Below are 19,071 nucleotides of genomic sequence, written 5' to 3' on the forward strand. Positions count from 1 at the left end.
AGAACGCTTCTGAACGGGCCTTCGAAGTACTTGCGTCGGTGATGTCACGCGCGCGCGTCGGCGTAACGGCGCGCAACTTCCGGCCAGTTGATCACGTTGTAGAACGCGGCGATGTATTCCGGCCGACGGTTCTCATACTTCAGGTAGTAGGCGTGTTCCCATACGTCCAGACCGAGGATTGGCGTGTTGCCTGACAGCAATGTCGTCATCAATGGGTTGTCCTGGTTCGCTGAACTTTCGACTACGAGCTTGCCTTGTTTATTGACGGAGAGCCACGCCCAGCCGCTGCCGAAACGCGTCAGGGCTGCCTTTGTGAAGGCTTCCTTGAAGGCATCGAAGCCACCCAGGTCTGCGGTGATCGCCTGATCCAGTTCGCCGTCGGGCATGCCGCCTCCTGCGGGCGACATGACCGTCCAGAACAAGCTGTGATTGGCGTGGCCGCCGCCGTTGTTGCGCACGGGCGCCTGCAACGCCTCGGGTAGTGACGCAACTTGCGCGACGAGCTTTTCGATTGGCAGATCCGCGTACTCCGTGTCCTTCAGCGCGGCGTTCAGATTGTTCACGTAGGTCTGGTGATGCTTCGTGTGATGGACTTCCATCGTACGGGCATCGATATGTGGTTCGAGTGCATCGAACGCATAGGGCAAGGCGGGAAGGGTATAGGGCATCGTGGGTTCCTTTTAGAGTCAGTGCATCAAGACATCAATGCGGAAGAGGGTCGCCGGCGCTCAGCGCGCGTTCGCCCAGTTCGAGCGTTCGCGCGATGAGCGGATGAGGACCATGTGTAGCGATGTAGCTCAGCAACGCCACATGCGTCTCGCCGCTATGACGCAATGCGGCTTGCTGTAGTGACGGGTCGCGGGTGGTATCGAGGAAAAGTTCAAGCAGCGCTTCGTGCGCGTCGCAAAGATGCGCGACGGCGCGGTCGGTGCCACCGCGTCCGAGTTCGAGGTCGGCCAGATTGTGATGGGAGACCACGAGCGCGGCGACGCAGTCGCTTGCGCGTCCCTCGGGGAGCCGTTCAATCAGGCGACGCGCGATCTGGAGCGCCCGTTGGCAACCGTCTAACGCCGCAAGCGGTTGCGCGGCATGTGATGCGGCGACGGCGGCCCGCATCACGTATTCCCACTCAGGGAGGCTGGCGTCACGGGATCTTGTGACTTCGTGGGCGGTGGAGGCAACGCGTGGCTGGTGCATGAAAGGGGCTCCTGTTCTGCACCCTTTTCGTTGACCGGACGCCTGCGTACTCGGGATGGTTAAATAATAATCATTCTCGATAACCCTGTCCAGCGAAGGCCTTTTCCAACGGTGCGTGGCGTCGCCTGGATCTCATTTACTTCGATGCCGACGCTTTATCCTTCGACTTCTGCTGCCGCGCCGTTTCTTCCTTTTTCAACGTTGCGGGGTCCGTGCCGTATTCCCCGCAGTGCCCGCGCCGCCTTTGATGCTCGCAGACTGGCCGCCGCCAGAATCGCTGCTGCTGGAATGTGTGGCAGGCGGCGCGCCGCCGGTGCTCGTTCCTTGCGCGAATGCGCCGTCTGCGAAGCAGACGGCGAGCGTCAGCATGCAAGCCGTTTTGCGAAAGTGTCCCAAGATATGTCTCCAGTTTTTGGTCCGTGTTCAATACAAGCTTCGCAAAGATCGAACCCGGATTGCGCATTGCTGTCTTTCGGCTGCAGTACAAAGGCTTTACACCAACCGGAGATAAATCAGGTCGGCTAAATGGATCAAAGGGATCGGGGCCGCAATAGTGGCGATTGCCTGCGTGGCATGTTCAAAGAGCGGCGATTCTGGTGTTGCGACGCCTGCTCCCGGCGGCGGCATGGCGGCGTCGGCGCCGGGAGCCAGTTCTTGATCATTGCGTCATGACCGGTTATCGATGCACGCAATGATCTGCGCACCAATATACCGGCGCTCCGGGGAGCTTGCTCGCGTCGCCGCTATCGCAGATTGACATGAAGATTTTTTTACTATTAAACTTCCTGCAGCGACTGCCGATAACAAGTAATCGAAATCACTTAGCTCGGCTCAAACCAGCATTGAAGTTTCCAGAAGAACAAATGAAGGACAGCACGTTCTTCATCGCTCCGCGTCTTGCGCGCATGTAATCGCGTTGAAAGTGCTCACCCTTGGATCAACGGTTCGGTGTTTGCATGGTTTGAGAAGATTACAACGACTCGATTAACGATATTGCATCTTGTGCGATATCAATCAGGTAGCCGGCCGCGCCACGCAAAGTTGGGCGCTCGCCTTTCCTGTCATGGATTGAAGGCTCAGTCAAAGTTTTAGTTTATATAAGACAGAGAGCAGGGACTGCTAAAGCGTCAAAGCGTAGCCGACTTGGTTTTGGACACGTAAAAACCTCGAACATCGAATTGCTTATTGGTATGAAGAATTGCGCGTTGAGATTAGTTTGTTGTCGAAGGTAGCGTTGCATGCAAATCCTGAATATTCGCGGAAAGAGTTTGATTTGAAAACACCGGGCTCCGCTACATTTTTGCGGAGGATTTTCATCGTTCCGCAACATATTAATAATGATAAAAATCGACAGGGTACTGTTAGTTTCCATTGTCAGTGGTGTGATTTTTAGTGTCAGCGCATGTGGCGGTGGCGGCGGTTCCGATTCAACGGCCGGCGCAAGTCTCAGCAATTCTTCGGGGTCTGGCAGCAGTGCTGCAGGAGCGTCGGCGGCTTCGGCGTCTGCGTCGGCTGGCGGTGGTTCAGTGGTGCCGCAGAGCACATCGGCTGGTGCATCTTCTCCCGCGAGTAGCTCGACAATCGTCAGCAGTTCGCCGCCGCCAATAGTTCCGGCAGAGCCGCCTTCCAATGCCGGCACCACCTCGTCCGGCGCCGTGATCATGCCGCTGGAAGTCATGAGCGCGGGCAGCGGAAAGATCATTGCGGCCACCTTGTCCATTCCCGCCGGGGCGTTGGCGAAGACCCTGACCATGCGCGTGAACAATCTTTCGTACGATGCCAAGGGTTCAGTTCAAGTCAATAGCGGCAACTGGATCGACCTCGCGAACGCAAACGTTACAGTGCTCGGGAACGCAAAATCGTACGGCGGTATTGGCGGCGGTTACGACACGATCAGCCTGAACGTCCCCATAACGGGTGCGATCAACGGCAGTAACGTCATCAACTTCCGGTTCAATACCACTGATGGCGTGAGCTCGGGGTATCGGGTGCTGTCGTTCAATTTGCTCGATGGGTCAGGCAATGCACTGATAGCCGACAGCAACTTCGCACAGGACGATCCAACCCAGTGGACCGCACCGCTTCCAGGCATTGCAGATATCAGCGCGGGCGCGGCCCTGTGGAAAAACGCTGCCTTGACCGATTCACCCATCAATGCCGGGCAGCAGATCAAGGCGCATTGCATGGACTGCCACAGCGCGAGCGGAAGCGACCTGTTCAAGTTCAACTACTCGAATAACTCGATTGTCATTCGAAGCCAGTATCACGGCCTGAGCGCAAACCAGGGCTTGCAGATCGCCAGCTATATCAGAAGCCTCGCCAGCCAATATCCCACGCCGGGTCCGAAGTGCCGTCCATGGAATCCGCCGTATCAGCCGGGTCCCGGTCTGGATAGCGCGCCGGTAAGCGACTGGACATGCGGCGCCGGTATTGATGCTGTATCGGAAAATGATCTGGATACGCTTGCCGCGATTTTCCCGAGCGGCGTCAATAAAGCAGCGATATCGACGAAGGGGCATATCAATATCCGCGAAATCCCAATCGGCTTCCAACTGCCCGACTGGAATCACTGGGTTCCCCGCATTCATCCGAAAGACGCGTGGGGTGATTACTTCACGAACAGCAATCTGAACAAGGAATACGCGGGCGAAGGCACGGGCACGGCGACCTACAACATGCGGGCCCAGCTCGCCAATGGCGGCACCAGCTACGCGCAAGGCAAAACCGGCGACATCTTCAACGACCTCTATTACTGGGGCGTGGAATTCGGCGAACGGTTTGCGCCGCCCAACGAAGGCGTGAGCGGCAGCTACACAATCCCGCAGCAGAAGAACCTGTACGGTACGGCGCAGTGGCAACTGATGAAGTCGTGGGAGCTTGCCCAGGACTTTTCGCTGGAAACAAACTGCCCCGCTGCCTGGGTGAACGAGGAAAAAGCGCCCAAGGCCGAGACGCGTGGCTGGTGCGGATACTGGCGCTTCGTCTTCAACGTGTCGCCGCATATCCAGGGTTTCCCTGCCGACAACAGCATGTTCGGCAGCCCCGTGGCGCACTACGTGAAGGCCAACCAGTGGTATTACCTGCAGATCCTGTTGAACCCGGGCTCGGGCGCGCATAACGTCCACATGCCGACCGACTGGCAATATGCATACGGGCTGCTCAACAACCTGTATCAGGCCAGTGGCAGACCGGAGCCGATCCGCAACTTCCTCTACGTGCTGAAGGGCGCGCAGGAAATGGATAACGGTGTGGGCGTGACCGATGTCCAACGCGGCTGGACCATTCGCGACAGCAGTCCGCTGGACGTCTGGAACGGCGGGCAGACAGGCGTCTGGAAAGGCACGAGTCCTGCGACGGAGCAGGCGGTCGTGAACGCGTTCCTGTCGAACTGGATGGACACCACGACCAGCTTCAACATCAATTCGTGGCAGCGTGAAGGTCAGGCCAATGCGGTATCCGGCGAGACCACCTGCTTCTGGAGCATGCGAAGCCTGTGCGCGATCGACTATGTTCACGGGACGGTGTCGGGCGGAACCGTCGAGAACTTCCCGACGTGGACGTGGAACCAGATTCCGCAGATGCAGGCTGACGGGATCGACAAGACCCAGGTGAATCGGTTGTCGACGTGGTTGAACACTGCTTACCCGAGCGGCAACTATCTGAGCCTGATCAAGTAAGCGGCAAGTAGTAATCAAGTGCATGAGAGAACGCGAGGCTTCCGACATCTCGGGCCTCGCGTTTTCCATGGATAGCGGAAATGCGTCCAGCACAGCATCCGCCCCTCGATTGCTCAATCTTCAATGCACCAAGTGCGTGCCGCTCTTTCGTGAAGCCGATGCCGCGATCCAGAGCGACATTGCTTCCATCCGCGGCATGGATGTCATCATCAACGAACTCGCGGGCGCTTCGGCACAACAGGGCGATGGCATCGAACAGATCAACGTGGCGATCGCGTAACTCGATCGTGTGACGCAACAGAACGCGGCGCTGGTGGAGGAAGCGGCTGCTGCGAGCGCATCGCTGAAGGAGCAAGCGCTGAAAATGGAAGGCGTGGCCGCTGCATTCTATGTGGCGTAGCAGCCCGCATTCGTCAGTGACCGCCGACCCGTGCGTTCGATGAGCGGTGTCCCGCCGGGAAGCCATGTGAGCGCGCCGCCCAGGCGGTCGAAAGGCCGATCATGATCAGGGCGAGCATTGCCCACGGAAATGCCCTGACCCCCCACGCTGTGAGGAGCACGCCGCCCAGCATGCCGCCTCCCGCAATGGCGCTGTTCCAGACCACCACGTTCATTGAAAGCGCAACGTCCGCGCCGTCGCCCGCCGAGTCCGCAAGCGCGGTTTGAAGCAGCGTGGCGGCGCCTCCGAATGTCAAACCCCACGCCACCATGCCGGCGCACACCACGCTCGCCGACGTACCCGCCAGGCCGAAGGCAACAGTGGTCAGCGCGAACGCGCCGAGGCTTGCAAGGACGGCGGCGCGAAGTTTTCCATCGACCAGACGTCCCGTGATCCAGATTCCCGCGAGCGCCGCCGCGCCGAACAGCAGCAAGACGATGTCGACCTGTTTGCCCAGACCCGCGACCGCCACGAAGGGCGCGACATAGGTGTACAGGATGTTGTGCGCCAGCATCCACGCCAGCACAACACCCAATACTGGGCGCACGCCCGGCGTGGTGAGTACCTCGCGCAACGGTTTTTGTCGCGTGCCGGATTGACCTGGAAAGTCGGGCACGCTGGAGCATACCCACGCGACCAGGATCAATGTCAGAAACGACATGACGCCGAACGCCGCGCGCCATCCGACCAGCGTTCCGAGCCAGGTACCGAGCGGCACACCGAGCGAAAGTGCGATGGGTGTACCGACCATTGCCACTGCGAGCGCGCGTCCTTGCTGTGCGGCCGGTACCATGCGCCGCGCGTAACCGGCCAGCAGGCTCCATGCGAGTCCGGCGGAGGCGCCCGCAAAAAAGCGCGCGACCAAGGTCAGCGCGTAATTCGACGACAGCGCGGTGATCGAGTTAAAGATGAAAAAACCTGCGATCGTCATCAACAGGACGGTACGGCGACGCCATGCGCGCGTGGCAATGGTCAGCGGTATCGCTGCAAGCAGCGAACCTACCGCATAGGCCGTCACCATCTGTCCCGCGAGCGATTGCGATATGCCCATGCCCTCGCCGATCTGGGGCAGCAGGCCGGCCGGCAACGTCTCCGTATTGATGCAGATGAAGCCGGTCATTGCCAGCGCAAGCAGGCCGCTCAACGGAAAAGGCTTCGACAGGCCCGCGTCGTATTCGGGCACTCGTGTTGCTGTGTCATTGCTCATGGGACCCTGATTCATAAGTTATGTATCGATCGATATATAAGTTATCCGTCTTCGACCACCCTTGTCAACGACTAATGTATCGATTAGTATAAAAATCATCGAAGGAGGGATGAATGGCTAGAACCGGGCGGCCGCGTATGTTTGACAAGGAGACTGCGATTCAGCAGGCGATGACGCTTTTCTGGACGCATGGCTACGAGGCCACTTCGCTGTCGAGCCTCAAGTCGGCCATGGGCGACATTTCCGCACCCAGCTTTTATGCGGCGTTCGGGTCAAAAGAACTGTTGTTCCGTGAGGTATTGGCGCGTTACCTGGCGTCATTCGGGCAGGTTTCCGCAAGTCTGCGGGATGCTTCTTTGGCGCCCAGGAAAGCTATCGAGCTAACGTTGCGGCGCTCGGCGAAAATGCAGACGGACGCGTCTCATCCATCGGGTTGCCTGCTTGTACTGGCTACAGCAACGTGCTCGGAAGAGAGTCAGGAATTGCATGACGCGCTGGCGGATGAACGCAGGCTCAATTCGAGCGCCATGCTTGGTTGCGTGCAACGCGCCATTCGCAACAAGGAACTTCCCAAGGCCACGGACGCAGTTGCACTAGCGGCCATGCTCGATTCTTTCTATCTGGGCATGACCATCAAGGCGCGCGACGGCGCGACCTTCGACGAACTCGACCGGGCCATCGATCAGATGATGGGCCTGTGGGATGCGCTGGCTGGAGTATCAACAAAGAAAAAAGCGGCGAAAGCAGGGCGTGACCGGCAAGCCGCGGTTTTCTCCTGATCACAATGTCAATGCATCGCCTGCACGCTGTTCCCAAAGGATCGCAAGGAGGAATGCGATCGCACACACGAGCAGCACGACAATCAACGCCGCGGGCGCAATGGCGTGCATCAGCGCGCCGGTGATGATCGGACCACCGAAGCTCGCAACACTCCACGACGCGCCCACAAGCGAGCTTGCCGACACGAGCGCCGCACCACGAAAGCGTTCGCCGCAAGCCACGAGCGACAGCGTATAGATGCTCCCGGCCGCCGCCCCAATGACAAACAAAAGCGGCCAGCACAACCACGGATTCGATACCGCCCAAGGCAGCAACGGCAACAGCCCGATCACGACCAGCGAAGCGCCCAAATGCACGCGCACGCGGCCGACACGATCCGCCAGCCAGCCGATGGGGAACTGCATCAGCGTATCGCCCAGCAGCACCGCCGATCCGAACAGCAGTGCCAGATTTTCGGGAACACCCTTCGACATCGCGAACAGGGGCATGAGAGAAAGGGCGAGGGTATCGAAGAGCGCGAAGAACGCCGTGCCGATCAGGATGGCGGGCATCAGCGGCATGACATGGCGCCATGTACCGCGGCTGTTTCCGGTCACATCAGATCCGCCGCCCGATCCATGCGCAGGCCGTCCTGCACGCACCAGCGCAAGGGCTGGCAGCGCGAACATAAATACCGCGCCGCATACGATGAATCGCGTTGCATGCCACTCCCCAATGATGCTCACCATCACAGGGCCGGCCATCTGGAACGCCGTGAAATTGGTGGCATAGACAGCGACAAGACGGCCGCGATTGGTATCGTCGGCGAGTTCGTTTACCCATGCTTCGCCGATGGTAAAGAGCAACATCAGCGCCGCGCCGCTCACCACGCGAAACACCGCCCATAGCGACAGGTGCGTGGTGAACTGCATGAGGATGGTGGCTGCTGAAACACTCAACGCCGCGCCCATGATGATCTGGCGTGCACTGAACCGTCCCGTGATGCGGCCGACCAAGGGTATGACGAGCAAGCCGCCGCCCGCTTGCATGGCCGTCATCAGTCCGACGATGTCCGTGCCATAGCCGGCGTTGGTCAGCGCAAGCGCCGTAAGAGGCAAGGTGGCGCCGAGGCCAAGCCCGACCACGGCGACGCCCAATATGAGGCCGAGAAAATTGCGCGAGAGGATTATTTTCATTGACCGTCGTGCAGCGGCGCTTCAGTTGATGGTCAGCAGGTGTCGCGCATCTTATCAAAGGGTCAAGCAGGCGCTTTCGCTTCGACCAGTGATTGCACGCAGTGATCTGGGCCGGATATGCCGAACTTATATAAGATTGTCCGCGAATACTCGGCGCTTGCGGCCGGAGCTTCGCAATCAATCAGGAGAATCGCAAATGGAAAAGACCGAGCTTGCCGACATCTACCGGGCCTACATTGCGTGCCTGAACAAGCAGGACTGGCCGCAACTCGGACAGTTCGTTCATGCGGACGCGTCTCATAACGGCAAGCGTTTCGGGCTCGCCGGGTATCGCGGGATGCTGGAAAGAGACTTCGATGAAATCCCCGACCTGCACTTCAACATCCAGTTATTGGTCGCTGACCCGCCATTCATAGCGAGCCGCCTTGCTTTCGCGTGTACGCCAAAGGGAACATTCCTTGGCCTTCCCGTGAACGGCAGGACGGTTTCGTTTGCCGAGAATGTCTTCTATCAGTTCCGGGAAGGGAAGATCGCGGAGGTGTGGTCAGTGATCGACAAGGCCGCTATCGAAGCCCAGCTACATGGCGCAGGTTCCTAAGCGGCGAGATAACCCCCGTCCACTGGCACGATCGCCGCAGTCATGAACGACGCCGCCGGCGAGCATAAAAACGCCACGACCTGCGCGACTTCTTCGGGGCCGCCCCAGCGTTTCATGGGCGTGCGTTCGAGGATGGCCTGCGAGCGTCCGCTGTCTTCCTGCAAGGCTTGCGTCAAAGGGGTGGCAATCCAGCCTGGAGCGACAGCGTTCACGCGAATGCCGTCCGCAGCATAGGCAATGGCGAGCGACTTCGTCAGTTGCGAAATCGCACCCTTGCTCGCGCTATAGGCAGGAACCAGTCCGCCACCGAAGAAGCTCAACATAGAAGCCGTATTCACGATGCATCCCGACGACGCCTTGAGCAACTCACGCGCGCCGGAGCAGACGCGCATGGTGCCGTGCAGGTTGATATCGACGACATCCTCGAACACATCGACTTCATGCTCGGCACCGCGCCGAATCACGCCCGCGCAGTTAACCACGATATCGAGCCGATCGAACTCCTTCAACACTGCATTGACGTTGGCGGTCGACCGCACGTCGAGCGTGACCTTGCGCACCGCTGCATCCAATACGTCGGGTGTTTCTGGTCCAGGCGGCAAGCCGGCCGCCACCACACGCGCGCCCAACTGCGAAAGACGATTCGCGATGGCCGCGCCAATGCCGGTCAGGCCGCCGGTGACGAGCGCCACCTGGCCTTCGAGCAGGTTGTCCTTGAAAGTCATGTTCGATCCTGGGAATGAAAATTTACGTCGGCTGTGTCTCGACTGCGGCGGGCAACGTTTCAGGCGCCACCTCTTTCACCACGAACAGATACACGAGCGCGGCGGCGAAGGCGACTGCTGCGCTGATCAGGAGCGCGTTGACAAATGAATGCGTCTGGTCGACCACGATGCCGGTGATGATCGGCGCGAATGATCCGCCAAGGTATCCGCCGAAGTTCTGCATGCTGCCAAGCGACGCCACCAGGTGACGCGGCGCCGCGACGCTGACCAGCGCCCATGCGGTACCACTCGACATATTCACGAAGAACATGGCGAACGAGATATAGACGATGGCAAGCGTGGTGCTCGGCGTATAAGCAGCGGGGACCGTGAAAGCAGCGGCGCCCACCAGCCCGATGCAAAGCGGCCACTTGCGGCTGCGAATAGGCGCCATGCCGCGCTTGAGCAGATGGTCGGCAATATAGCCGCTCGACACCATGCCGATGGTCCCGAAAACATAAGGTATGGATACCAGCCAGCCGGTATGCGCAATGCTCAGGTGACGTTCGTTTTCGAGGTACCCCGGCAGCCAGGTGAGATACAGCCACACCATGTAGATGACGCCCATGAAACCGAAGACCATGCCCCACGTATTGCGCAGCTTGAACAGGTTCCCCCATTCGGCCAGGCTCACGCCCTTTGCCCGCGGTTCGACCTTGTGGTCCGATTCCAGATAAGCGATCTCCGATTCGTCCAGGGCGACTTCATCGCGATTTCGATACTGCACATACCAGCCGATCGAAACCAGTATGCCGAGAGCGCCCATGATGATGAACATCGTTCGCCATCCGAACGAAAGCATCAACACCGTCAGGAGCGGTGGGGCGATCATCGGCGCAATGGTCGATGACGCAACAAAGGTGCCGGTTGGGCGTCCTCGCTCATGTACGGCGAACCACTCGTTGACGACCTTCGCCCCAGCCGGGAACAAGGGCGCTTCCGAGACCCCGAGGACGATCCGCGCCAGAAGAAAATGATTGAGCGTCTGGATGAAGCCGCCCGCGAGTTGCGCGACCGACCATACCAGCATGCCGAGCCCGAGCATTGCCCGCGAACCGAATCGATCCAGTAGTGCGCCTACAGGAAGCTGTGCGAACGCATAGGCCAGCGAAAATGCAGACAACAGCAAGCCCATTTGCGAAGCCGAGAGATGCAACTCCTGGCTCACTGAATGGTTTGCGATGGAAAGCGTTGAACGGTCCAGGTAATTGACGATACCCGCAATGGTCAGGAACGTGACCGCAACGACCTGCGTGCGCTTGAGGCGCGGGGATTTTTGTAGCATGTGCTTGTCTCCTGCATGGAATTGTCGTGAGCAATGACTGCTTTCTTATTGGTGCGTGATGCCTGTTCGCCCTATGGTCAGTAGGTCGCGCGGCCTCCGGAGAGATCGAAGGTTGCGCCTGTATTAAAGGTGCAGGAATCCGAGCATAACCATAATGCGAGGGCGGCCACTTCTTGTGTTGCGCCGAGCCGGCCCATCGGACTTTTATCGATCATGGTCTGCACGTGAGACGCGGCCATCTGCCTGAGCAAGGGCGTGTCAACTGCTGCGGGCGCGATGCCGTTCACCAGGATCCCGGTCAGCGCCAGTTCCTTGCCCAGCGACTTGGTCATTGCGATGACTCCCGCTTTTGCCGCGCTATAAGCCGATGCGTTCGCCGTGCCTTCCTTGCCTGCAAGCGACGCCACGTTGACGATACGCCCACTCTGCGCTTTACGCATGCCCGGCAGCACGATGCGGCTCACGTGATAAGTGCCGAGAAGGTTGACTTCGATCACGCGTTGCCATTCGTCGGGGTCGCATTCATCGAGCGGCTGTGTGGAACCGGCGAAGCCCGCATTGTTCACCAGGTAATCGATGCGGCCATACCGGTCGATGGTCGCGGCCAACGCCGCTTCAATGGACGCGGGGTCCGTGATGTTGACATGAAAATGCGCGGGTGCGTTTGGTGTATCGACGTTGCCCGCGATCCGATCCCAGTTCACCGCCGACGCACCGTTGTCGATGAATGCATTGCAGATCGCGCGGCCGATGCCTCCGGCCGCGCCCGTCACGACCGCTACCCGGCCGGTGAAGTCGTAGCGTGCGCAGGAAGAATGCGGGTTCATCGAATGAACTGGTCCACGTAATCCTCGCCCAGTCCCACCGATGCATAGTGTTTGCGGCACATCTCGATCTTGGTGAACACGTCCTCGTAGCCGGTGTAGTTACCGTACGGATCACAGTAGAACATCACGCCGTTGACCTGGAAATACGTGATCATCTCTTCGACGTCTTCAGGCACATACAAGGTATGGGTCTCGCCAGGCGGCTCATAGACGTAGCTGCCTTCGGTCGCGGTCCATTCGTGTTCGAGGTACTTCCACCGTCCCTTCAAAACGAATCCATGAACACCTTGCGGATGACGATGCCGGCTCAGAACGCCTGACTTGCGCACGCGCAGCAGGTTCATCCAGTAACCTTGCGATGCGTTGAGGCACAGCGGACGGAACGATACATTTTCGGCTTGCGGCACCCATACGCGTTCATCGGTCGGAATCGCGAACGGCACCACGACTTCCTTCTGTGCTTCCTTGGGGAACGGAAGCTGATAAGGCATGGTGGCCGGGTAAGTATTGACGGTATCTGGCATCGGGCGACCTTTTTAGTTTGTCCATAATATGGACGTGCGTCCACAATGTGATTAATTATTGAAGTTTTGCGATGTCGAGTCAATCCTCGGGTATTCACTTAGCCGCGCTTGACAATAGTCTTATATGCCCTTAATAATGCGTTCAATGCGTTTATCACTTCGTCGAACTCATCGTGTCCAACCTTCCAGTCAACCCCGGCATTTGTAATAACACTGCGCTGCGTAAAGCTGCGCGTCGTCTGACTCGGTTTTACGACGCCTGCATGGCGGAGACCGGATTGCGAGCGACGCAATATACGATTCTCAGCCTGCTCGCTGCAAAAGGTCCCATCACCATGGCGGCGCTCGCCGACTTGTTGTCGATGGACCGCGCCACCATGGGACATAACCTGCGTCCGCTCGAGCGTGACGGACTTGTGACCATTGAAGTCGGGCGCGAAGACCGGCGTGAGCGGGAGGTGTCGTTATCGCGGCTGGGTGTCAAGACGGAGGCGCAGAGCAAACCGTCATGGCTGAAGGCGCAAGTTCACTTCGAGCAGGAATTTGGCAAGGAAGACGCATTGGCAATGCGGAGGTTGATGGCGCGTATCGCAAAGCTGGAACTGAGTGCGGATCACGACGCCGGTTAGCACGAAGAGATCAGACTGGAAATCAAAACCACGCACCATGCGGCGAAAGCGTCCCGTTATATCGCCGCAAAAAATCCCTAATACGAGCATACGAGACTATATTCATGAAAATCGAATCTGGCTGGCTGCGGCGCACGCTCGTTGCTGCGCTGTCGTTGTCCGTGCTGACTGCCATGGCGTGTGCGCAGCCCGCCACGGCCGCGGTGACCGCAAGCGATACAAAGGCAGTCCGCGACCTGTTCCTGCGCCAGTCGGCCGCTGAAACGGCGCATGACATCGACGCCCTGGACGGAATGTTCGCGAAGGCGGCGCCAGGCGAGCCCGACCCCGTATCGTTCGTGGCGCGAGCGTACAAGTTCTGGGGCAGGGATGCGGTCACGGATCATTTCCGCAAGACGTTTGCCGGAACATGGAGCCTCGCGCCCGATGAAAGCGCCATCCGCATCATTCCGCTAAACAGCGACACCGTGCAGATTTATGCGCCGACGCGCGTCACGCTCGGTGCTGCGGGCCAGCCGCCCAAGACCGCCACCTTCCTGATCAACGAGTTTGCGATCCGCACGTCCGCAGGCTGGAAAATATCGGCAGTGATTGCCGTGCCGGCCGAGTGAGAGACACGCATATGAAGCTTCGTGAATTGCTTGTCGTGTTGTTTTTTGCGGCCGTCAGTGTGACCGCCAACGTAACCGCTCATGCCGCCACGCCGGCCCAAACCTTCGACGACACCGACAGGCAAGCGGTCAAGGACATCTTTCTCCGGCAGGCGGCGGCCGCGACGGCGCATGACATCGTCGCGTTCGAGGGAGTGTTTGCATCGGCGCCGGCCGGTCAGCCTGATCCCGTCGTGTTCGTCGCGCGTGCTTATCAGTTTTGGGGCAAGCCGGCACTGATCGATCACTTCAAGGACACGTTCAAGGGCGTGTGGAAGTTCGAGCCGGATGTCGCGAGCATCCGGATCGTGCCGCTGACGGCCGACGTGGCGCAGCTTTACGCCAACACCCAAATCACGCTGGGCGTGTCGGAAGACAAGGCCAGGACGGCGCCTTTTCTCGTTTATGAAGTTGCGGTGAGGACGCCGGATGGCTGGCGTATTGCATCGATCGTGCCGATCGCGGCGCAGTAGATTCATTGACCATCCTGGAGGACCCGAGGTTTTGCGCAGCAAGAATCCTGGATAGCCTGATCCTGCTCGTCGAGCATGCGGCCAAAGCCCGTCGGCACGATAACAAGCGGGTGCGCTGCAGGGTCGTGGCCATCGGCCAGCGCGAAGGCCTCTGAAATGATGGCCTCGACGTCCTGGCGCATCATGGTGACATCGAAAGGAAGGTGGGCCGCGAAAGGGTCCCAGTCGAAGCATCCGAACACGGACGACTGCCAGGCTTCCCGAGGTAACGCCGATGCAAACTGAACCAGCCCTTCGAACGCCGTAATCGAGTTCATCAGCAAACCCGCGGGAAGGCGGCCGAGCTGCTCGACACGTCGGGCGAGTGCGCGGCGGGTATCGGATGCGTTATAGCCGCAACATTCCACGGCATCGATTGCAGGCGCCAGATTGCGTGCCGCGAATGCCTCGCGAAAACCATCGATACGCTTGTCCGTCGCGTACTCGTTCTCGATACCCCCAAGAAACACTAGCTCCTCGGCCAGGTCTCCGCGGGCCTGCATCTTGTCGATGAGCACGTCGGTGAGCGCGCGGGCGCCGCCGTGGTTATCGGAGACAACGGACGGCGCGTCCGCGCCCGGCAAGTCCACGTTGACGCACGGAACGCCTGCCGCCGCGCACAGCGCGTTGAGCGGGGAAGGATCGCGCACGCCCGTGATGAACAGCACTTCGACGCGTTGCGAAAGCAGTGTTTCGGTGACGCTGGTTTCCACCGCCGGATCGCGCTGCGTGCTCACGACGATCGGGCACAAGCCGCGCCTTCTTGCCTGATCTTCGAACGTTTCGGCGAGTCCCGCGAAGAAGCGGTTCCGGTAATGAGGGAGGATCATGCCGGCCAGACCTGAGCGCGACAGCCGCAGCCCGCGTGCGGCCATGTTCACGTTGTAGCCGAGTTGCTGGGCGCTTTCGAGAATGCGGTTCGCCGTCTCTTCCTTGATCCGATAGCGCGCCCACGTCCCGTTGAGGACCATGCTCACCGCCGCCACCGATGTGCCGGTCGCCCTGGAGATGTCGTAGATCGTGGATTTGCGTGTGGTGCCGGTGCGGGCCATCTCAGGTTCCATTTTCAGTTCATTCCGTTCGCAGCAAGAGGCTGACGCGGTTTGCGCGGCCGCCCTATTAGGGTATCCGAGAGTTGATCTATTTGCTGAATGGATTCAGCATCATTTCAGACGATTTGCTAAATGGATTTAGCAAATTCATGACAGCGCGTGAATCGCGCTTATCGAATTTCGATCCGCCAATGCGCGGTCAATATGCAAGGAGTCATGAAATGAACAAATTAGGCGTTCACGCATTGGTCTGGGCCGGCGATCTCACGCCGGAGTCCACTCGCAAGGTCATCAGCCAGACCAAGGCGGCGGGGTTCGACCTTGTCGAACTGTCGCTTCATGGTCCCAAGGTCATGGACCTGTCGCTTACGCGTGACCTGCTCCAGGAGCATGGCCTGGAGATCGGCTGCTCCCGCGGCCTCACTTTCGACGCCGACGTCTCAAGCGACGATCCCGCAGCGGTCTCGCGCGGTCTCGCGTTGCTGGAAGAGGGCGTGAGCATCACCGCCGAACTCGGCGGCAACTATTTCGGCGGCATCCTGTATGGCGCGATGGCGAAGTACTCCGCGCCGATCACGCCGCAAGGCCGGCGTCACGCGGTCGATTCGCTCAAGCGTATTGCAGATTTCGCGTTGAAGAAAGGCGTGACGCTCGGCCTGGAGGTCGTGAACCGCTATGAAAGCAACCTGCTGAACACGGCGTCGCAAGCGCTCGACATGCTCGACGAAGTCGATGCCCCCAACGTGGTCGTGCACCTCGATACCTATCACATGAACATCGAGGAATCGGACTTCATGCAGCCGGTGCTGGCATGCGGCAAGCGCCTGGGCTATGTTCATATCGGCGAAAGCAATCGTGGTTACCTGGGCTCGGGTACTATCGACTTCGCGCAGTTTTTCCACGCGCTCGCCATGATCGATTACAAGGGCGTCGTGACCTTCGAGAGCTTTTCATCAACGGTCGTGAACGAGCAGTTATCGAACGCGCTGGCGATCTGGCGCAACCTGTGGGAAGACAGCATGGACCTCGCAACGCACGCGCGGGCGTTCATGGCCGGCGGTATCAACGCGGCCGCCAAGGCGAAGGCGCACCATTAACGAAAGCGTGTATCGCACTACTTTTATTGCACTACTCTTGGATGGAGTCGATGATCGAAGACCGTTATATGGATCGGCTGCAGCAGCTTGTTGCAAGCGGTCAGCGCAGCATTCTCGGGCTGGCGGGTGCGCCCGGCGCGGGTAAATCGACGCTTGCGCAGGCCATTCTCGATGCATTCCCGGGCCGCGCCGTAGTCGTGCCAATGGACGGCTTTCACCTTGCGAATGTGGAGCTCGAACGTCTTGGACGCGCTTCGCGCAAGGGTGCGGAAGATACCTTCGACAGCGCCGGTTTCGTTGCGTTGCTAAGCCGGATTCGCGCGCAGCGTGAAGGGGAGATCATCTACGCCCCGACGTTTCGCCGCGAGATCGAGGAGCCGATTGCGAGCGCCATTCCGGTGATGGCCGACATTCCGCTCGTGATCACGGAAGGCAATTACCTGCTGCTGCAGCGCGGCCATTGGAACGCGGTTAGATCGTTGCTCGACGAAGCCTGGTACGTCGATGTCGACCCGAAACTGCGTGTGCAGCGGCTCGTTGCACGCCACATACGATTCGGCCGCGATGAAGACGCTGCCAAGACATGGGTGCAGCAAACTGACGAGGTCAACGCGGCGCTCATCGAGTTGACGCGTGCGCGCGCTGACCTGGTTTTTGAATGGCCTGCGTAACTTCGCCTGCTGTCAGCGAGCCTGAAGCTTCTCCACGAGCTTCAATTCGTCGGCCCAATCGCCCAGACCGCTCTGGGCGTTGAGATGTCCGCGTGCGCCGGCATCGATCCATTCGCTGCCCCAAGCAGCCGCGCACGCCCGCGCATGATTCTCGCTGCCATAAGGATCGTCGCTGCTCGAAACGACAATGGAAGGAAACGGATCTTCTCCTGAGCTGGTTTGCCGGTGTAGCAGGCGTGTCATCGTACGGGTGCTTTGAACATCTACTCGGGAAGGTGATGCGTCCCCTCGAATGTTACTGAACGAAACCACCCGCGTACGCATCTCTCTCAAGAGAAATCAAATCGACTTGACCTCTCCGCCGTCCATCCTCAGCGTCGATCCTGTCATCCAGTGCGCCGCCGGCGACACAATGAATGCCATCAGCTCCGCTATCTCCTCGGGCGTGCCAAACCGCGCGATCTGCGCTTCCGCAGGAAATCTCGCCGTTGCTTCTTCAACCGTCATGTCGTGAAGCGGCGCCCAGTGCTCAAGGTAGGATTGGCGGCGGCCGGTCATGACCGGGCCAGGCAGCACGCTGTTGACCTGTACGCCGTCGGCAATGCCACGGTCCGAAAACGCCTTTGCCAGCGCCACGATCGCCGCGTTGATCGTGCCGACCGCCGCATACGGGGCCTTGGGGAAGAGCGCGGAGTTGCCCGACATCAGCACCACGGACCCCGATGTTTTCTTGAGCGCTGGCCATGCGGCGACCGTCAATCGCCGGGCGCCGTGCAGCTTCAGTGCGAGGCCGCGTTCCCATTGGTCGTCGGTCATATCGAAGAGATCGATCTGCGGTACGGCGCCCGCAATGTTGAGCAGCGCGTCGATCTGCCCGAACGCTGACAGCGTCTTGTCGACGACGTCCTGCGCCACTTCCGGGTGAGATAAATCGGCATCGATGACCAGCGCTCGTGCGCCAGCTTTCTTCACGTCGTCTGCTGTCTGGTCGAGCTTCTCGCGATTGCGCGCGACAAGCACGATCGACGAAAAATCACGCGCCAACCGGATGGCGGTCGAGCGGCCGATGCCCTGACTCGCTCCCGTGACGATAGCTACCTTCGTGGACATTTCGCGTCTCCTCAGGATTTGTGAGTCAGAAATTCGGCGATGGCCGAAGCGATTTCCGGGGCATGCGTTTCAAGCGCGAAATGCCCGGTATCGAAGAAACGTACGACCGCATCGGGAATGTCGCGCTTGAAGGCCTCGGCGCCCGGTGGCAAGAAGAACGGATCGTTCTTTCCCCACACCGCGAGAAAGGGTGGACGATGGGTCCGGAAATATTCCTGGAACGACGGGTACAACGCGACATTGCTTTTATAATCGCCGAACAGGTCGAGCTGAATTTCATCCGCGCCGGGACGGCTCAAATAGAAGTCGTCGAGCGAATAGCCGTCCGGCGACACGAGCGTGGTGTCCGGGACACCGTGCGTGTATTGCCAGAAGGTCGTGTCGTGCGTGAGCATTGCACGCAGCGCTTCGCGATTCGCACTCGACGCATCCTCCCAATAGGCGCGAATGGGATTCCAGCCATCGCTCAAACCTTCTTCGTACGCGTTGCCGTTCTGCGAGATGATCGCGGTAATTCGTTCAGGATGACTGAGCGCCAGACGAAATCCCGTTGGCGCGCCGTAGTCGAAAACATAGATTGCAAAGCGATCGAAACCGACAACTTCGGTAAACCGTCCAATGACCTTGGCGATGTTCTCGAACGTGTACGTAAATGCTTCGCGGCCTGGCATATCCGATTGCCCGAAGCCAGGCAGATCCGGCGCGATGATATGGAAGCGGTCGGCGAGCCTCGGAATCAGGTCGCGAAACATGTGGCCCGAGCTTGGAAAGCCGTGCAGGAGCAATAACTTTGGCGCGCCGGGTTGACCCGCTTCACGATAAAACACCTTGAAGCCGTCAACGTCAGCAGAGCGATAGGTAGTGGCAGACATGAGTT

Annotated in this window: 22 protein-coding genes and 1 pseudogene; 9 read left to right on the forward strand and 14 right to left on the reverse strand. The window is 59.4% G+C overall.

Translation table 11 applies throughout. The features are described from left to right. Window positions 1–44 precede the first annotated feature (44 nt). The 4 genes from AXG89_RS39600 to AXG89_RS39610 all read right to left on the reverse strand — a co-directional run bounded on the left by AXG89_RS39600 (window position 45) and on the right by AXG89_RS39610 (window position 2,899). Entirely contained in the window at window positions 45–668 is a 624-nt protein-coding gene (locus AXG89_RS39600; RefSeq protein WP_075358437.1) for a superoxide dismutase, read from the reverse strand. Between the two features lie 34 nt (window positions 669–702). Further along, window positions 703–1,197: a hypothetical protein gene (locus AXG89_RS39605; RefSeq protein ID WP_143325555.1), complete on the reverse strand. Its 495-nt coding sequence runs from the start codon at window positions 1,195–1,197 to the stop codon at window positions 703–705. A 195-nt stretch (window positions 1,198–1,392) separates the two neighbouring features. Further along, complete coding sequence (locus tag AXG89_RS42685; RefSeq protein ID WP_162916240.1) at window positions 1,393–1,593, reverse strand: hypothetical protein; 201 nt, start codon at window positions 1,591–1,593, stop codon at window positions 1,393–1,395. Window positions 1,594–2,290: 697 nt separating this feature from the next. After that, window positions 2,291–2,899, reverse strand: coding sequence for a hypothetical protein (locus AXG89_RS39610; RefSeq protein ID WP_143325557.1), 609 nt, complete (start codon window positions 2,897–2,899; stop codon window positions 2,291–2,293). Here AXG89_RS39610 and AXG89_RS39615 point away from each other — a divergent pair. Then, a complete protein-coding gene (locus tag AXG89_RS39615) occupies window positions 2,859–4,874 on the forward strand; it encodes a hypothetical protein (RefSeq protein WP_119024833.1) in 2,016 nt (671 codons plus the stop codon). The two genes, AXG89_RS39610 and AXG89_RS39615, sit on opposite strands and share 41 nt — an antisense overlap. A 22-nt stretch (window positions 4,875–4,896) precedes the next feature. Further along, the gene (locus AXG89_RS45190; RefSeq protein ID WP_075357648.1) at window positions 4,897–5,154 is read left to right on the forward strand and encodes a hypothetical protein; all 258 of its coding nucleotides are present in this window, start codon (window positions 4,897–4,899) and stop codon (window positions 5,152–5,154) included. A 133-nt stretch (window positions 5,155–5,287) separates the two neighbouring features. Here the strand turns inward: AXG89_RS45190 and AXG89_RS39625 are convergent, their stop codons facing one another. Then, entirely contained in the window at window positions 5,288–6,520 is a 1,233-nt protein-coding gene (locus tag AXG89_RS39625; protein ID WP_075357706.1) for an MFS transporter, read from the reverse strand. 113 nt (window positions 6,521–6,633) lie between these two features. Between AXG89_RS39625 and AXG89_RS39630 the strand changes: the two genes are divergently transcribed. Beyond that, window positions 6,634–7,299, forward strand: coding sequence for a TetR/AcrR family transcriptional regulator (locus tag AXG89_RS39630; RefSeq protein ID WP_075357647.1), 666 nt, complete (start codon window positions 6,634–6,636; stop codon window positions 7,297–7,299). Here the strand turns inward: AXG89_RS39630 and AXG89_RS39635 are convergent, their stop codons facing one another. Then, window positions 7,300–8,475 (reverse strand): MFS transporter, encoded by a 1,176-nt coding sequence (locus AXG89_RS39635; protein ID WP_075357646.1) that lies wholly within the window; start codon window positions 8,473–8,475, stop codon window positions 7,300–7,302. Between the two features lie 196 nt (window positions 8,476–8,671). On the opposite strand from AXG89_RS39635, the gene AXG89_RS39640 reads away from it, so the two are divergent. Further along, a complete protein-coding gene (locus AXG89_RS39640) occupies window positions 8,672–9,073 on the forward strand; it encodes an ester cyclase (RefSeq protein ID WP_075357645.1) in 402 nt (133 codons plus the stop codon). Here the strand turns inward: AXG89_RS39640 and AXG89_RS39645 are convergent. The 4 genes from AXG89_RS39645 to AXG89_RS39660 all read right to left on the reverse strand — a co-directional run bounded on the left by AXG89_RS39645 (window position 9,070) and on the right by AXG89_RS39660 (window position 12,473). Then, the gene (locus AXG89_RS39645) at window positions 9,070–9,798 is read right to left on the reverse strand and encodes an SDR family NAD(P)-dependent oxidoreductase (RefSeq protein WP_075357644.1); all 729 of its coding nucleotides are present in this window, start codon (window positions 9,796–9,798) and stop codon (window positions 9,070–9,072) included. The genes AXG89_RS39640 and AXG89_RS39645 overlap by 4 nt on opposite strands. 22 nt (window positions 9,799–9,820) lie before the next feature. After that, window positions 9,821–11,122 (reverse strand): MFS transporter, encoded by a 1,302-nt coding sequence (locus AXG89_RS39650; protein WP_062001980.1) that lies wholly within the window; start codon window positions 11,120–11,122, stop codon window positions 9,821–9,823. A 77-nt stretch (window positions 11,123–11,199) separates the two neighbouring features. Continuing rightward, window positions 11,200–11,949, reverse strand: a complete 750-nt coding sequence (locus AXG89_RS39655) for an SDR family NAD(P)-dependent oxidoreductase (protein ID WP_075357643.1) — start codon at window positions 11,947–11,949, stop codon at window positions 11,200–11,202. Next, complete coding sequence (locus AXG89_RS39660) at window positions 11,946–12,473, reverse strand: 2,4'-dihydroxyacetophenone dioxygenase family protein (protein WP_062001978.1); 528 nt, start codon at window positions 12,471–12,473, stop codon at window positions 11,946–11,948. The genes AXG89_RS39655 and AXG89_RS39660 overlap by 4 nt, the downstream gene beginning before the upstream one ends. Before the next feature lie 278 nt (window positions 12,474–12,751). Between AXG89_RS39660 and AXG89_RS39665 the strand changes: the two genes are divergently transcribed. The 3 genes from AXG89_RS39665 to AXG89_RS39675 all read left to right on the forward strand — a co-directional run bounded on the left by AXG89_RS39665 (window position 12,752) and on the right by AXG89_RS39675 (window position 14,225). After that, a complete protein-coding gene (locus tag AXG89_RS39665; RefSeq protein ID WP_205583110.1) occupies window positions 12,752–13,102 on the forward strand; it encodes a MarR family winged helix-turn-helix transcriptional regulator in 351 nt (116 codons plus the stop codon). 104 nt (window positions 13,103–13,206) lie between these two features. Further along, window positions 13,207–13,713 carry a nuclear transport factor 2 family protein gene (locus AXG89_RS39670; protein WP_083637609.1) on the forward strand — a complete coding sequence of 169 codons (507 nt, stop codon included), beginning with the start codon at window positions 13,207–13,209 and terminating at the stop codon, window positions 13,711–13,713. 11 nt (window positions 13,714–13,724) lie between these two features. Continuing rightward, window positions 13,725–14,225 carry a YybH family protein gene (locus tag AXG89_RS39675; RefSeq protein ID WP_119024835.1) on the forward strand — a complete coding sequence of 167 codons (501 nt, stop codon included), beginning with the start codon at window positions 13,725–13,727 and terminating at the stop codon, window positions 14,223–14,225. Between the two features lie 2 nt (window positions 14,226–14,227). Here AXG89_RS39675 and AXG89_RS39680 read toward each other — a convergent pair whose 3' ends face one another. Further along, a complete protein-coding gene (locus AXG89_RS39680) occupies window positions 14,228–15,328 on the reverse strand; it encodes a LacI family DNA-binding transcriptional regulator (protein ID WP_236873630.1) in 1,101 nt (366 codons plus the stop codon). Between the two features lie 209 nt (window positions 15,329–15,537). On the opposite strand from AXG89_RS39680, the gene AXG89_RS39685 reads away from it, so the two are divergent. Both AXG89_RS39685 and AXG89_RS39690 read left to right on the forward strand, forming a co-directional pair. After that, window positions 15,538–16,413 (forward strand): sugar phosphate isomerase/epimerase family protein, encoded by an 876-nt coding sequence (locus tag AXG89_RS39685; protein WP_062002391.1) that lies wholly within the window; start codon window positions 15,538–15,540, stop codon window positions 16,411–16,413. Window positions 16,414–16,463: 50 nt separating this feature from the next. Next, on the forward strand, window positions 16,464–17,084 hold the full coding sequence (locus AXG89_RS39690; protein WP_075357703.1) for a nucleoside/nucleotide kinase family protein: 621 nt from the start codon (window positions 16,464–16,466) through the stop codon (window positions 17,082–17,084). A gap of 12 nt (window positions 17,085–17,096) precedes the next feature. Here the strand turns inward: AXG89_RS39690 and AXG89_RS44005 are convergent. The 3 genes and pseudogenes from AXG89_RS44005 to AXG89_RS39705 all read right to left on the reverse strand — a co-directional run. Then, window positions 17,097–17,285: pseudogene (locus AXG89_RS44005) on the reverse strand (RBBP9/YdeN family alpha/beta hydrolase); the annotation flags it as partial. A 138-nt stretch (window positions 17,286–17,423) separates the two neighbouring features. After that, complete coding sequence (locus AXG89_RS39700; protein ID WP_075357640.1) at window positions 17,424–18,194, reverse strand: SDR family oxidoreductase; 771 nt, start codon at window positions 18,192–18,194, stop codon at window positions 17,424–17,426. 11 nt (window positions 18,195–18,205) lie between these two features. After that, a complete protein-coding gene (locus AXG89_RS39705) occupies window positions 18,206–19,066 on the reverse strand; it encodes an alpha/beta fold hydrolase (RefSeq protein ID WP_075357639.1) in 861 nt (286 codons plus the stop codon). Window positions 19,067–19,071: the final 5 nt, after the last annotated feature.

Source organism: Burkholderia sp. PAMC 26561, assembly GCF_001557535.2.
In the GTDB taxonomy this organism is placed as follows: domain Bacteria; phylum Pseudomonadota; class Gammaproteobacteria; order Burkholderiales; family Burkholderiaceae; genus Caballeronia.